At 58.2% G+C, this 15090-nt stretch carries 11 protein-coding genes; 3 read left to right on the forward strand and 8 right to left on the reverse strand.

Annotation, left to right across the window (positions count from 1 at the left end; translation table 11 throughout):
- Positions 1 to 59: 59 nt before the first annotated feature.
- From LH365_RS01365 to LH365_RS01375, 3 genes are all read right to left on the reverse strand, one after another.
- On the reverse strand, positions 60 to 674 hold the full coding sequence (locus tag LH365_RS01365; protein ID WP_226744433.1) for a hypothetical protein: 615 nt from the start codon (positions 672 to 674) through the stop codon (positions 60 to 62).
- 1 nt (position 675) lies between these two features.
- Entirely contained in the window at positions 676 to 2202 is a 1527-nt protein-coding gene (locus LH365_RS01370) for an AMP nucleosidase (RefSeq protein ID WP_226744434.1), read from the reverse strand.
- 284 nt (positions 2203 to 2486) lie between these two features.
- Entirely contained in the window at positions 2487 to 3371 is an 885-nt protein-coding gene (locus LH365_RS01375; RefSeq protein WP_226744435.1) for an alpha/beta hydrolase, read from the reverse strand.
- A 115-nt stretch (positions 3372 to 3486) separates the two neighbouring features.
- Here LH365_RS01375 and LH365_RS01380 point away from each other — a divergent pair, with 115 nt between their 5' ends.
- On the forward strand, positions 3487 to 4812 hold the full coding sequence (locus LH365_RS01380) for an oligogalacturonate lyase family protein (RefSeq protein WP_226744436.1): 1326 nt from the start codon (positions 3487 to 3489) through the stop codon (positions 4810 to 4812).
- A 39-nt stretch (positions 4813 to 4851) separates the two neighbouring features.
- Here the strand turns inward: LH365_RS01380 and LH365_RS01385 are convergent, their stop codons facing one another.
- The 3 genes from LH365_RS01385 to LH365_RS01395 all read right to left on the reverse strand — a co-directional run bounded on the left by LH365_RS01385 (position 4852) and on the right by LH365_RS01395 (position 7017).
- Complete coding sequence (locus LH365_RS01385; protein ID WP_226744437.1) at positions 4852 to 5247, reverse strand: GreA/GreB family elongation factor; 396 nt, start codon at positions 5245 to 5247, stop codon at positions 4852 to 4854.
- Positions 5248 to 5502: 255 nt separating this feature from the next.
- On the reverse strand, positions 5503 to 5727 hold the full coding sequence (locus LH365_RS01390; RefSeq protein ID WP_226744438.1) for a hypothetical protein: 225 nt from the start codon (positions 5725 to 5727) through the stop codon (positions 5503 to 5505).
- Positions 5728 to 5781: 54 nt separating this feature from the next.
- Entirely contained in the window at positions 5782 to 7017 is a 1236-nt protein-coding gene (locus LH365_RS01395; protein ID WP_226744439.1) for a cytochrome P450, read from the reverse strand.
- Positions 7018 to 7146: 129 nt separating this feature from the next.
- Between LH365_RS01395 and LH365_RS01400 the strand changes: the two genes are divergently transcribed.
- Positions 7147 to 7605 carry a response regulator gene (locus LH365_RS01400; protein ID WP_226744440.1) on the forward strand — a complete coding sequence of 153 codons (459 nt, stop codon included), beginning with the start codon at positions 7147 to 7149 and terminating at the stop codon, positions 7603 to 7605.
- Positions 7606 to 7725: 120 nt separating this feature from the next.
- Here LH365_RS01400 and LH365_RS01405 read toward each other — a convergent pair whose 3' ends face one another.
- Both LH365_RS01405 and LH365_RS01410 read right to left on the reverse strand, forming a co-directional pair.
- Positions 7726 to 8448, reverse strand: coding sequence for an ATP-binding protein (locus tag LH365_RS01405; RefSeq protein ID WP_226744441.1), 723 nt, complete (start codon positions 8446 to 8448; stop codon positions 7726 to 7728).
- A gap of 283 nt (positions 8449 to 8731) precedes the next feature.
- Entirely contained in the window at positions 8732 to 10696 is a 1965-nt protein-coding gene (locus tag LH365_RS01410; RefSeq protein WP_304502293.1) for a rhamnogalacturonan lyase, read from the reverse strand.
- A gap of 733 nt (positions 10697 to 11429) precedes the next feature.
- On the opposite strand from LH365_RS01410, the gene LH365_RS01415 reads away from it, so the two are divergent.
- Positions 11430 to 15050, forward strand: a complete 3621-nt coding sequence (locus tag LH365_RS01415; protein ID WP_226744442.1) for a TonB-dependent receptor — start codon at positions 11430 to 11432, stop codon at positions 15048 to 15050.
- Positions 15051 to 15090: the final 40 nt, after the last annotated feature.

A 15090-nucleotide genomic window follows, 5' to 3' on the forward strand; every position in this document is an offset into this window, starting at 1 on the left:
GGTTAATATGGGCTAACGGCGGTTAACAAAGCCTAACGCAATCTAAATTGGATGAAAATTTAGCGTATGCGCTCGCAGTATGTGTTCAGCGCAAGCCATACTTGTTGAAACGGAGTGGGGAAATTCGATTGGCGTAGGGTTTTAACTATTTCAGTTGTAGCCTCATCACATCCAGATTCATGGTCTATGGAGCCGGTATTGAGATATATAAGCAAACCAAAAACCGTTGAATATTTTGGCTTATTCTTACGCGCTATAGCTTTGATAACCAGATCGATATTTTCCGAGATTGTGAGCCAGTTTTCGGCCGGGTCCATCTGCGGGCCTAGCTCATGCACTTCACGGAGTTCGATATCGCGTTTTCGATTGGGCCTCAGCACTTCCGTGGCCTCAAACGAATAGTCCTGACCCTCGACAGTTAGCCAAAAATCAGGGGGATCATCACCTAACCAAACGTGCGTTGCTTGTCGAAGTGGTGCAAAGCGGCTGGCTAAAAAAGCTTCTTTGTAAAAGCCTGTTTGTGGCGTGCCGATTAATTGATAGCCCAGCCTTGAGTTTGCCTCGTCAACTATCGCTGAAAAATCGTCTGCGCTTTGTTTGACACTTAAGGTCCGCCGCAATTGAGATGCGGCGGACCTTATAAGTTCCTTTAGCTCTTCAGCCGTCTCGTTCATATCACCTAAACGGCGGTTCGTCGAAGGCGCGGAGCTTGCGCGAGTGCAGCTTCGAGCCAGCCTGACGCAGCAGGTTGATCGTCTCGAAACCGATATCGATATGCTCGGCGATGGCCCGTTCGTAGAAGTGGTTGGCCTGACCCGGCAGCTTTAACTCACCATGTAGCGGCTTATCCGACACGCAGAGCAGCGTCCCGTAAGGCACCCGGAAGCGATAGCCCTGTGCGGCCAGCGTTGCCGACTCCATGTCGATGGCGACGGCCCGGCTTTGCGAGAACAGCAGCGCCGAAGACGAATAGCGCAGCTCCCAGTTGCGGTCGTCGGTGGTGACCACCGTGCCGGTGCGCAGGCGCTTTTTCAGGGCGTCGCCGTCCTGACCGGTGATGTTGACTGCCGCCTGTTGCAGGGCGACCTGCACTTCGGCGATGGGCGGGATGGGGATTTCGCGCGGCAGGACATTATCCATCACGTGATCGTCACGCAGATAGGCGTGGGCCAGAACGTAGTCGCCGATGCTTTGCGACGGACGCAGGCCGCCGCAGTGGCCGATCATTAGCCACACATGCGGGCGCATGACGGCGAGGTGGTCGGTGATGTTCTTGGCATTGGCCGGGCCGACGCCGATATTGACCAGGCTGATGCCCTGACGGTCGGGCGACAGCAGGTGATAGGACGGCATCTGGAACTTGCGCCACGGCGAATTGGCAATCAGCTCCAGCGGGTTCGGCGTGTCCTTGGTAATGACGATGCCGCCGCAGCACGACAGGGCCGTGTACGGGCTGTCCGGGCGCTTGAGCTGCTCCAGCGCGTAGGTGACGAACACATCGACATAGCGATGATAGTTGGTCATCAGGATGTAGGACTGAATGTGCTCGGCCGGGGTGCCCGTATAGTGTTTCAGGCGGGCCAGCGAAAAATCGGTGCGCAGACCGTCGAACAGGGCCAGCGGACGGTGGCCTTCATTGTCCAGCAGGTCCATGCCGTCGGCGACCTCGTTGCCGATCAGGGCCAGTTCGGTCGTCGGGAAGTGACGCGCCAGATCGAAGGCCGAGACGCTGTTGAGGTCCAGCCCCGCGCCGTCCAGCACATAGGGATAGGGGATTTCCTGATCCGAGACATCGACGCTGATTACGGCGTCATAGTCTTGTTGCAGGAGTTCGAGCTGATGGGCGATCTCTTCGCCGAACAGGTCCGGGCGGGTGATCGAGGACGAATAGGTGCCGGGCCGCGAGAAGCGGGCGAAGGCGCGATTGACGACCGGGTGGCGGTGGGTGAGGGGCGCTTCGTCCTCCTCATCGATATCGACGCCCTTCCACACCACGATCAGGCGCGGATAGCAGTACCGGCCCTGTTCGCGGGCGGTCTTTGACGGTTTTGTGCGGTCGGTGAGATAGGCCTGAAGATCGGTTTGCAGCGCCTTGACGGCAGCGACGTAGATGTCTTTCAGGCGGGCGACGGCCTCAACGGCGGTCAGATTTTCGAAGGCGTGGCTTTCGGCACCACGAGCCGCTTTTCTTTGCTTTTCCATGTTCTATTGTGCCACGGCTTTTTTACGGTGAAAAGACCGCAGCGCACAAATTTTGTAACCCGGTTACAGATTGCGTGAGGGGGACGTGGGAGTGCCATTCTTATACCTCCCTGCCTTTGGCGGGGAGGGGGACCGTTTGCGGAGCAAATGGTGGTGGGGTGGTTTCTTAGCTATAACGGTTTGAGGCGGTGTAATTCGGAAAGACACCCCACCACCACATCTCAACGGCTACGCCGTTTCGTGCGGTCCCCCTCCCCGCACTTTGTGCAGGGAGGTATGAAAGGTTACAGATTCGCTTTCAGGAACTTGGAGCAATCCGCCCGCAACGGTCCCTTGCCCCTGAACGGGATCGAATAGGCGGCGGCGCAGTCCTGATGGCTCAACCCCTCATAGACGATCAGTTGCGACTCCGTGCCGACCTTTTTCAGCGCTTTGTCGAGATTGACCGCGTTGCTTAGCCGGCAGATGGTGTCGGCGCGGCTATGCTGGAGCAGGAACTTCGTCGTGCTTTTGGTCGCGTGGTTGATCGGCTGGGTTTCCAGCGGGCGCGGATAGCTGCCGAAGCTGTTGAGCGTCGCATCGACGTCGAAGGGATAGAAGTCATAGGGACCGGACACGCCGATCGCCACCTTGAACGGATTGGAAGCCAGCGGATCGAATGTCAGGAAACCTTCGTCCAGGGCCAGGCTGATGGCGATGAAGGCCCCGGCGGAATGGCCCATCACGCCCATGCGCTGGGGGTCGCCGCCCCAGTTGGCCGCCTGCCCTTGCAGATGGCGCACGGCAGAGGCGGCGTCTTTCATGAACTCCGGATAGACGACTTCGGGATAGAGGCGATAGTCGGGAATGACCACCAGATAGCCGAGCGCCGCCAGCGACCGGCCCATCCACGCATAGTCGGTCTTGCTGCCGGAATCCCAGTTGCCGCCGTAGAAGAAGACCAGCACCGGCCAACCTTTTTGATTTTTTGGGCCGGATGTGGGCGCATAGACGTCATACGTCTGACGCGCATGATCGCCATAGGCCACATCGCGCGCCAGCCGCCGCGACCCGCCGTCCTTGGGCGTCAGATTGTTGAAGGCGGTAAGCGTCGAACATCCCGACAACATCAATCCTATACCGGTGCCGAGAGCCAAGCCGCCGAGCAGGTGACGTTTATTGAGGATCATATCGGGAGCCCTGGCGACGGTTTATGCGTGCAATTGCGTAAAATTGATTGAGTTGCGCCCTCAGTCCCTTACTATGGCGCTTAAGAAACCATACGGACTTCAGGGAGCTTTGGACGTGCACAAGCGACAATTTCTTCTCGGCGCGGCGGCCGCCGCCTTCGTCACGCCGGTTCTGGCGCAAAACGCCACGACCCCCAAGGCCGATATTCCGCGCGAATGGATCGACCCCGACACGGGCCACCGCATCGTGCGCCTGTCGAACGAAGACAATTCCAAGTCGCTCTATTTCCACGACAATGCCTTCACCGCCGATGGCAGGTGGATGATTTTCGACAGCCCGTCGGGCATCCAGAAGGTCGAACTGGCGACGCGCAAAGTGTATCCCTTGACGCCCGCCGGTTACGGCAGCCTGATGGTGTCGCACACCAAAAACATCTGTTACGCCCGCAAATTCCCCGGTGGCGAAAAGAAGAGCGCCGACGACAAGGGCCGTGGCGGCATCGAGATCGTCGCCATCGATATGGATACGGGCAAGATCCGCACCATCGCTAAGGACATCAAGGGCTTCGTCACCTCGGTCAATGCCGACGACACCCTGCTGGTCGGCACCTGGGCCGAGCGCGAATACCAGCTCCAGCCGGGGCCGAAGGTGGCCAATACCGACGGCGGCTATAACGCCGTAGGGCCGGATGGTAAGCCGCTGAGCTTTCAGGCGGCCAAGGAGGTGCGCATGGCCGAACGGCTGGCGCAGAACATCCCCATGGAAATCTTCACGCTGGATATCAGGACCGGCGAGCGCAAGGTGGTCACGGCCTCGACCGACTGGCTCAACCACGTGCAGTTCTCGCCCGCCGATCCGCACCGCATCATGTACTGCCACGAAGGGCCGTGGCACAGCGTCGACCGCATCTGGACAATCAAGACCGACGGCACGGGCAAGGAAAATGTCCACAAGCGCTCGATGAACATGGAAATTGCCGGGCACGAGTTCTTCTCGTTCGACGGTGAGCGCATCCTGTACGACCTGCAAACGCCGCGGGGCGAGGACTTCTGGCTGGCCAGCTACGACCTCAAGACGCACAAACGCATCTGGTATCATATGGAGCGCAACGAGTGGTCGGTGCACTTCCAGATCAGCCGCGACGGCAAGATGTTTGCCGGCGATGGCGGGGATGCCGACATGGTCGCCCGTGCGCCGGACGGCAAGTGGCTCTACCTGTTCCAGCCGGAGATCATCGAAGACCTCGGCGTCTCGGCGCCCAATGCGGCGGAACTGGTGCGGCCGGGCGTATTACGGGCGACGAAGCTGGTGAACCTCAAGGCGCACAATTACAATACCGAGCCGAACCTGCAATTTACGCCGGACGGCAAATGGCTGGTCTTCCGCTCCAACATGCACGGACCGATCCACGTCTATGCGGTCGAAGTGGCGAAGGCCTGAAAATGACAAAGGGCTCCGGTGTTCCGGAGCCCTTTCTGTTTAACGCTCTACGGTTGTCACGATGAGGCGTTCGACCTCGCCGGAGGGCGCCTCGAAGGCGATGGATTGGCCTTGGGACAGGCCGATCAGGGCCGCGCCGACCGGCGTGAGGACCGACAGCCTGCCCTCGGTAATATCGGCCTCGTCCGGCAGGACCAGCTTCAGGCGGCGCGTCCCGCGCGCCGTTCGGAAGGTGACCCAATCCCCGAGGCGCACCGTATCGGCGGGCAGTTCCGCCTGTGGCCGCAGGGTGGCGCGCGACAGTTCTTCGAGCAGTTGTTCGCCGGCCTCGGCCAGAAAACCGCCGGCCTGTTCGGCCTGTTTCTTCAGAAGCTGGAAGTCGTCCTCGCCGATGGTGATGGCGGGCAGAGCAATGGGTTCGGTGTGGAGGGTCATGGGAATAAACCTGTGCAGACGCGCGCGGCAGACGCCGCGTGACGATGAATGGAGATGCGGAAAAAGCGCGAGATTTGGGAAACGGCTGGGATATGATCAGCGGTTCGAGAGGCCGCCCGAAACCCGAACGGCGCGCAAGGCCGGGCTTCGGGCTACGATCCCGTGACGGGATGTCCCTTGAGCGATGCAGTGATGTGCAGCACGGCGCGGATGGTCATGATCCAGACGTGGGGGTTGGATGACGCCTTGTCAAGCCTACCCCCTGACCAGCGTGCAGCCGGTCGAATAGACGAGCAGCACTGGCGGCGCGGGTGGGGTGGAGGGCAGTGGCGTGCCGTTTTCCTGATAAGCGAAGGCCCCGATGCGGTAGACGCCCTTTCGCGTTTCATCGCGCAGCGCGGTTTGCGGGCGGACCTGACCGAGGATTTCGACCAAGGCGCGATCGTAGAGTTTGAGGGCGGAAAATTTCGATCGACGCATACGGGCGCTCCACGGCTTTCGGACAAACCGTGAACGATCAGGGTTAATCAAAGGTTAACCGACCCTCAGATGCAGGGCCTTCGGACCGCGCAGGGACAGGCTGGGTTTGAATAACGGCTCGGCGCTCAGTTCGATGCGCTCGAAGCGCGACAGAAGGGTGGCGAAGGTCGCCTCCATATTCATGCGCGACAGGTGATTGCCCAGACAGAAGTGCGGCCCCGCCGCAAAGGCCAGGTGACGGTTGGGCGTGCGACCGATGTCGAAGCGGTCGGCATCGGGAAAGGCCTCCGGATCGCGATTGGCCGAGCCGTAAAGCAGGCCGATCTTCGTGCCCTTTGGTATCTCCCAGCCATTGACTTCCATGTCTTCTGAGGCGAGGCGATGAAAGAAGGGCAGGGGCGCGTCGTAGCGGAACATCTCCTGCATGGCGGTGGGCATCAGGTCAGGGTTGGCGCGCAGCCGGCGTAATTCGTTCGGGTGTTTGAGCAGCGCCGTTAGGCCGTTGCCCATGGCGTCGATGGTCGAGCCATGCCCCGCCATCAGGATCAGCATACAGTTCGAGATATATTCGTCTTCGTTCAGTTCGCCGGCGTCCCAGCGCATCAGCAGGCGTGAAATCAGATCGTCCTGCGGGCGTTTGCGTCGCTCGTTCGACAGGTCAATCAGGTAATCGTAGAAGGTCTTGGTCGTAAGTTCGGCCAATGCCTTGCGTTCATCCGTGCGGTCGATGTCGAAATACTGCACGATGTCCTCGGACCAGACGCGCAGTTGCGGGCAATCTGCGTCCGGGACACCCAGAAAGCGGCCGATGACCCGCCCCGGCACGTGCACGGCCAGATCGTTGATGAAATCGAACTCTGAACCCACCGCGTCGAACAATTCCGATACATAGGACTCGACCCCCGCCTTGAGCCGTTCGACCTGACCGGGCGTAAATTCGCGAAAGACTAGCTTGCGCAGGCGTTGGTGCGCGTCGCCGTCGGAATTGAGCATCGAAAACTGCACGAAGCGCGAATGATAGGGCATGTCGTGCCAGTTCTGCGCCCGGCGGTCGGCAGCGATTTCCTCCGCCGTCAGGCGGTGATCGAGCGAGCGCAGCGAAAGGGGGTTTAGCGCGGCGGCCTGCACATCGGCAAAACGCGAGAACAGCCAGATATCGAACGGGGCGAAGTACCACGGCGCGTTCAGGGCGCGCAGCCTGGCATAGGCGGGATAGGGATCGCGGGTAAACTCCGCCCCCAAGGGGTCAAAAAGTGCGGAGTCGGCGGCGTAGGGATCGGGCAGGCGCATGGTTTGAGCCTGTGCGGAGGCGTGTCGCGTGTCAAGCTATGAGGCGGGCGCAATCGGTGGGTTTACGATTGCGTAAAAATAACAGCATATTGTCAAGCTCGAACCCCGCTACTCAGGACCCGCCGGATCATGCCGCCTGAGATCAGTATACTGATCGTCGATGATAATCGCGGCGACGCGCTGCTGCTGACGCGCGCGCTCCACGCGGCGTTCGGCGATGCTGCCATAGACGCCGCGACATCGGGCGAGCAAGCGTTGCAAAGATTGCGTTGTGAAGCGGAATTCGCCGGCTGCCCCCTGCCCGCTCTGGTGCTGCTCGATTGTCGACTGCCGCGTTTGAGCGGGTTTCAGGTGCTGGAGGCCGTGCGCACCGATGCGTCTTTTAATGATGTGCGCATCGTACTGATGTCTGGCGTGGTGACGCCGGAACACCTCGATGACGGGCACAAGAGCGGCGCCGACGGTCATCTGCAAAAACCGGAAACCATGGACGAATTCGATGCGTTGGCCCGGGCGCTGGCCGGGTTTGTCAGGGGGCAATCAAGCCCCCCGTTTCGTTTCCCGGCGGGTCTGCCCTACTGTTTCTAGAGCGGAATGATTTCTGAGGGAATCATTCCGCGCAAGCCGCCATTGAGGCGGCGGAGCCACCGCCCAGCGAGGGCGTAAACAAATCCAGATCCTTATGCTTTCTTATGGAAAGATAAGGATCTAGGCCTTCGGTTGAGCCTTAGGCAGGCTGAACGAAATCACCGTGCCATCGTCGGATGAGCCGATGCCGATCTGACCGCCGTGCATCAGGACGATCTTGCGCGCCAGGGTCAGGCCCATGCCGGCCCCGTCATAGACATCGTCGGTATGCAGCTTGCGCAAGGGGCGGAACACATCGTCATAGAACATCGGATCGATGCCGATGCCGTTGTCGGCGATGGAAATCCAGTAGTCACGCTCGGTTTCCTCGCAATTGACCTCTATGGTCAGCGGCTGATTGCGGCGGCGGAACTTAATGGCATTGTCGACCAGCATGTAGACGAGCTGATAGAGGCGGTTGGGGTCGCCCTGCACTTCGGGCAGTTTGCCATGGTTGAGCGTGCCGCGGATCATGTCGAGGTCGGTTTGCCGGTTCATGTGCACGCGGGCGACAATCTCTTCCAGATCGACCTTGTGCGTCAGGCGCGGAACGGTATTCAGGCGCGAAAACTGCAGCAGGCCGTGCAGGATTTCCTGCAGCTTTTCCCCGCTTTCGAGAACCATGGAAAGGTTGGTGCGGGCGTCGTCGGTTTCAGGAACGGGCGCCTGTTCGACCAGCAGGCGCGAGAATTCGACCAGGGACCGGACGGGGCCGGCCAGATCGTGAGAAATGATATAGGCGAAATCCTTGAATTCCTCCGCCGTATCCATCTCGGTCATGCTCCTGATCTGATATTTTTGCATGTCGGGCTCCGTGCCTGAATGGAAGGTTATACCGCTTCTTGTTCTTCGCGTACCTTAAGCCCTTGTACGCCTGAACTATCGGGATGGGTGCGTTTGGCAATCCCACAAATCGGTTACTTTATGACCCATACAACCTTACAGAGATTTAAAGATAAGTTGAAAGCACATAAATTTGATTGATTTTGTTGCGGATATTCGGCGTCGTCTGTGTCTGCATCCTGGCGCAAAAAATGCCCCGGTCGAGTGACCGGGGCTAAAGATACCGTTGGAGAATATATAAATTCTATTGGGCTTTGATGACCGTCACGTTAGCCATGGGCGGTGATTTCATGCCTTCGCCGATGAAGAAGGACGGCCAGGGCGGCTGGTTATAAGCCGTATTCTGCCACGCGATCGCTGCGCGGTATTGCGGGTCTTGCATCAGGGTGGTGAACTTGTACGTGGTCGGAATATTCGTCGAATAGATGCGCAGCGACAGATTGTCCTCGCTGCGCAGCATGACCTCTTCGCGCCAGTCGCCGAACAGGTCCGCCGACAGGGCCGGAGTCGACTTCGTGCCGTTGTTCGAGGTCGCGCCTTGTGCATCGAGGATCACCTTCGATTCCGAGGTGTTCCAGTCCCACTTCGACACCTTGTTGCCGTCGAGCAGTTCGCGCAGCAGATCGCCGTCCCACCAGACCATGAAGTTCATCTGGCGCGGGCGCTTGTCGGAGATGACATTGCCCTTGACGTCATAGAGATTGCCGCTGTTCGAGGCCCAGAACTCTGCGCCCGGATGCCGGGGGTCGATGTCGCCTGCCGCGCCGCGGCCAGTGTCCTTCTCCGCCGGCACCTTGAAGATGACCTCGCCGGTGCGGGCGTCGATCAGCGCCGCGCCGACATTGCCGGACATACGCATATTCTCGTGCACGCCCCACTTTTCGAGGCCGGGGCGGTTCGGGTCTAGGTCGGACACATGCATGGCGTCGCCGTGGCCCATGCCGGTGGTCCACAGCGGCTTGCCGTTATCGTCGAGCGTCAGCGAGCCGTAGATGATCTCCTGCTTGCCGTCGCCATCGACATCGGCGACGCTGAACTGATGGTTGCCCTGACCTGAGTAGGTTTCGTCCAGCCCGTTTTCTTTCGAGTCGAAGTACCAGCGCTTGCTCAGCTTGCCGCCCTTATAGTCGACGGCGGCGATGGTCGTGCGGGCATAGTAGCCGCGCGCGAAGACAGCGCTCGGATGCTCGCCGTCGAGCCACGCTGTACCGGCCAGGAAGCGGTCGCTCCGATTGCCGTAGGCGTCGCCCCAGCGGGCGGTGGCCTCTTCGTCGGTCGGGTTGTCCCCGTTCGGACCGCGCGGCGACGGATAGGCGATGGTGTCCACCACCTTGCCGGTCGCGCCTTCGAAGACGCTGAGATATTCCGGCCCTTTAAGAATACGGCCGGTCAGGCGCGCCATCAGCTTGCCGTCTTCGGTCTGACGCGAGCCCGTGCGGTCCTTGTTTTCGATCTCGCCGGAAGGCGTGACCCAGTCGGCATTGGCGTCGCCGATAACCTTGCCTTGGGCGTCGGTGGTGCCGTCGGCGGTCTTGACGATCAGTTCGGCCTTGCCGTCGCCGTCATAGTCAGCGACCTGAAACATCGTATAGTGCGCGCCGGCGCGGATATTGCGGCCCAGATTGATGCGCCAGAGTTGCTGGCCTTCGAGCGTATAGGCATCGAGGAAAACGGGGTCGGTATAGCCGCCCTGGCTGTTGTCCTTGGAATTGGTGGGGTCCCACTTCAGGATGATCTCGTAACGGCCATCGCCATCCAGATCGCCGACCGAGGCGTCGTTGGCCGTGTAGCTGTAGGCCTGACCGTCCGGCGTCGTGCCGTCGGCGGGCTTGTTCAGCGGAATGTTCAGAAAGCCGTCGATGACCGGCGCCTTCGACGCTGGGCCCTCCTTGCCCGCCTTGACTTCGCGCACTTCATAGGCGGCGGTTTTCGTCCCGGCGTCGTCCTTGAAGCTGGTGGTGGCGGTGACCGGCCTGGCGTTCAGCTTTTTGCCGTCGCGATAGACGTTGAAGCCCAGCTTGGCGTCGTCGGTGACCAGCGCGCGCCAGCTCACCAGCACACCCTTGTCGGCGGTAACGGCCACCGCGCCGCGATCGAGATATTCGACCTTGGCCGGCGCAGCCACCGCGGGCGCGGCGCTCAGCATCAGGGGGCTCAGGCTCAGGGCGGCGCCAGCCAGCAGCCAGGTCTTGGATGTCAGGATTGTCATAGGGTTCCTCCGATGCGGCGCTTTGTCCACCTTTGCGGCCGCTTTCCCGGAACTTTTACGCGCCAGTCCTGCGTACCAGTCGCAACCGATAGCACAATTTTGTGCCCTTCCCATCGAATTTGATTGAAGTTGATTTATTTGCAGCGTTGGAACCGACGCTTAGCAGTCGTTCGTTTGGCGCGGGATCGTGTTGCACGTTGAGAATGGCGTGAAGGAAGAGGTGTTTATAAAATATTGAAAACAAATGGTTATTTTTGCGCTTATCGACGGTGAGAAGTTTCCGCTGGCTTTCTGCTGAGGAGCGCTAAATGATTGCAATATATAAATAAACAGCTCTACACCGGGCATTTGTGTGACATTTGTGTTACTTATAACGTGGAATGTGTCGATATTGTCAGACCTAAGGCCAATTATGATCACATTGTGGCTTGACTTATCACCATCGATCAATGAGGATCAGGCTCATCCAACAGGTTGTTGAGTCAGAGGCCCGCACAAAAACAAGGGCCCTGGCAGGGGAGTGAAAGGCCGAAAGGCGATTTCCGAACTGACGGGATATTTGTGTGTGCCTGCGCCATTTAAGGCGAGGTGTGTTCTGTCATTCCGAATCGTTTTTCCGATAAGGGCGGTGCGCGATTGCGCCACCGTTTGTCTGCTTGTTCCCCGCGCAGTCTCAAGGACCAACACAGTTCTTAAGGGGCATGCCGTTCCGGCGGCATATCGGAGGAATAAAATGCAGAAATCACCCAAGGGGTCTTTCGCAAAGTACCTGATGGCCGGCACGGGCCTGGTCATGATTGCCGTTTCCGGCGCAGCTTACGCGCAAGACGCCGCGCCTGTTCAGGCGGGCGCTGAAGATATCGAAACCGTCGTCGTCGTCGGCGCGCGCGCCGCCCAGCAGTCATCGAACGACCGCAAGAAGCGCGCCAAGACGGCTACGGACTCCATCGTGGCGGATGATGTCGGCGCGTTTCCGGATAAAAACCTTAATGAAGCCATTTCCCGTGTCGCTGGTGTCGCGCTTCAACGTGATGACTTCGGTGAAGGGAGCGCCATCGAAATTCGCGGTAACAGTGCTGAGTTTGCACGAGTCGAAATAGATGGAATGGGTGTGCCCAACACCAGTTTCGGCCTTGGTGGCACGGGCTCAGCGCGTGGTTCGGATTTGACCGTGCTTCCGTCAGACCTGATCAAGAGCGTGGATGTTGTTAAGGGGGCCACCGCTGACATGACCGAAGGGTCTTTGGGCGGCGGGATTCAGGTCAAGACTCGCACCGCGCTTGATTTCAAAAAGCCTTACGTGTCGCTTCGCGTCGGCACGCGCCGCAACTCTCTCGGGGAAAAGTGGCGTCCGGACTATAATTTTATCGCTTCGCGCAAATTCTTCGACAATCGTCTGGGCGTTATCTTCAGCGTGACGGGCAGCGATTATCAGAATAATTCCAACCGTCAGGGCGTGTCGGCGAATACCGCCGGCTATCAAGGACGTATTGATTTTGACAATTCGCCGGAGAAAACCTTCGCCTTTAATCCTGCGGCCGTTTACGGCGTAACGGGACTGGCGACTTCCGACGCCGATGTCCTGCTCGCTAACTCCTTCTTCACGCCACGTCAGATCGTCGAAAAATCCGCAGCGGCTCAGACGAAGGCCGATTGCGCCACACAGTTCCCGCTGTTCACGACTTCCGCTCAGACGGCAAACCAGCGCAACCAGCGCATCTATGAGCAGATGACCTGTCTGAATCAGTGGAATGACCTTGAGCCCAACTTGGTTCGTAGCTACGACGACACTCAAAATGACTCCCGGCTGGCTGCTGACATTCGCTTTGACTTTCGGGTCAATGATAAACTCACGGTCTACGCCAAATATGCCATTTCTGACCGTAAGGTTGATCGCCAATATCGCTGGCGCAGTCTGTCAGGTGGTCAGGAACTGGGGCTGAATCCGGGGAATATTTACAACGCAACCAGCAACCCTAACGGCGTCTGGAATGTTTTGAACCCGAACACCGCTAATCAGCAACGTGTCGTGGCACCGGGTAATACAAAATATTATCAGTATGGTGGTCTAAATACCTATGGCAATCTGCCCATTTACGGCAATGTGGCAGGCATTATTCCGTCCAGCGTAAAAGTGGATGCTAACCATTTTGTCACGGAATATGTGATGACGGATGCAGGCTCCAACATCACGCAATCTTACGAGCCATTCGAGATCAACACGCGCTATGCACAGTTTGGTGGTGAGTATAAGGACGGTGACCTGCGTATCGAATTTGTAGCTGGCAAATCTGAGTCGGATTACTGGCGCAACAATATTTCTACCAGCCGCTTCTTCACCTATGGTGCGGCGCGTTTCTTCGTTCAGCCTAGTGGTCTGTGGGCGCACGAAATTTTGGGCACCTATGATGAAACCAACCCTGCCAACTATGTGCAGTTGAACACTCAAGCCGCTCAGACGGCCGCGGCAGCGACGGTAGATCTTCCGGCAGGACGACCTGCTTATACCGTCGCCCAGCGCCCGCTGGTTTCAAACAGCTTTACGCTCAATTATGACGCTTGGCTGAGCGAGTCGTCGGAGACAACGGCGAAAATTGACGTAACGTACAACCTGAAGGACAAGGTTCCGTTCTTCACCCGTTTCAAGACGGGGATCAATTATCGCAACCCTGAAGGTTCGGCATGGTCCCGTCCTGGCGGTGTGACGGTTCGCTCTGCGTCAGGTACCTATGGGCAGCCTGGCTATGTTGCTCCTATTGTCGTTCCCAGTACGCTCATCCGCAGCACGTTCCGCGCTTGTCAGCCGACGGCGACCTCAATTGAGCCTTGTAACTATGGATATGTGCCTAACACCGCCCTCTCAGGTGTGCTTGGAGGGGTAACCACCTACACCCCGGCAGAACTTCAGGCGTTGATCGGCGGTACGACCATCGCTCCCGACTCCAATTTCTTCAACGGATATGAAGGCGCTGAAGATCTGGAGAACTGGCAGGGGATCGACGTTCAAAAGCTTATGGCACTTGTGCCGGGTGCGATGAATTTTAACCTCAACTGCATGAAGACCTGCACTGCCAATGACGGTAAGGTCTATGAGCAGCCCTATACCTCCTTTGATGAAAAAATTACGGCTGCGTACTACATGGCCGAATTTGAGCAGGATTTGCCATTTTTTGGCATGTACTTTGAAGGTAACTTTGGTCTGCGTGTTGTAGAGGTGGAAGCCTCTGCCACTGGCAATATGACCTTGACGTCGAACCGTATCACTTCGGCATTCGATTCGAACAACCCGAATTTGGCTGCGGGGTTTACCTCTACTGTCTTTAACCAGAATGTCGCCATTACGCGCACAACCCGCGATTATCTGCCGAGTTATAACCTCGCGCTGTGGGTTGTGCCTGATCAGGTGGTCTTGCGTTACTACAAATCGAAGACTGTAACCCGTCCTGCTGTTGGCAATCTTCTTCCGGGTGGTAGCTGCACGATCGACGAGCGTCGGGAACTTGGGCTTCCGGATTTCGACGAAGACAATGTTTGCTCTGGTCGCGTGGGTAATCCAGGATTGAAACCTTACACTGCCTGGGATCAAAACCTTAGCGTGGAATGGTACCCGAACAAGGACACGATGTTCTCATTGGCCCGTCACGAGCTTGATGTCCGCATCGGAGGTGTGGTTGGTACGACGGCCACGGGCAAACTGTTCGCGGGGTCAAGCCAGGTCGATCCGCTTACCGGTGAGCCCATCGCTGATCTCGAATTCTCCTATCCAACTTGGGGCAATGGACCGGGCTATAAGCGCACGGGTTGGGAATTTACGTCAAAGACGGCGTTTACCTTCCTCCCTTGGTATCTGAAGTACACGGGCGCTGACTTCAACTATTCGAAGCTGGAGTCGGGCGGTAACAATTACATTGTAAATCCGAATACGGCCGAAGCCATGCCGCCGCAGCGGGAGTCCGATTACTTTGCGAATCTTTCTCTGTGGTATGATGACGGCAAGACCAATGCTCGCGTCTCTTACCAAGCCCGTGGCGCCTTCTTCATCAATATCGAAGGTAACTCCGGCAACGCCCGTAATAACTTCCCGTTCCAAGGGGGAACCAACTCCAGGCCTGTGCCCTATCAACCGGGCAATCCTATCTGGGCAGACGAAACAAAGTATCTGGATGCCAAGGTCACTCACAAAGTGGCGCCTGGAGTCGAAATTTACTTTGAAGGTCGCAACCTGACGAAGCAAGGTTACTTCGAATCGGCGGGCGGTTCCCGGTCGTTTGCGGATGGTACGCCTTACATCAACACCCTTGGTTATGGCGGCCGCACCTTCTCGATGGGCGTCACCTATCGTATGGGGCAGTAACCTTTCAGTTCCTGAGTAGCGTAGCCACTGACCGCCGTCC

Source organism: Asticcacaulis sp. AND118 (genome assembly GCF_020535245.1).
In the GTDB taxonomy this organism is placed as follows: domain Bacteria; phylum Pseudomonadota; class Alphaproteobacteria; order Caulobacterales; family Caulobacteraceae; genus Asticcacaulis.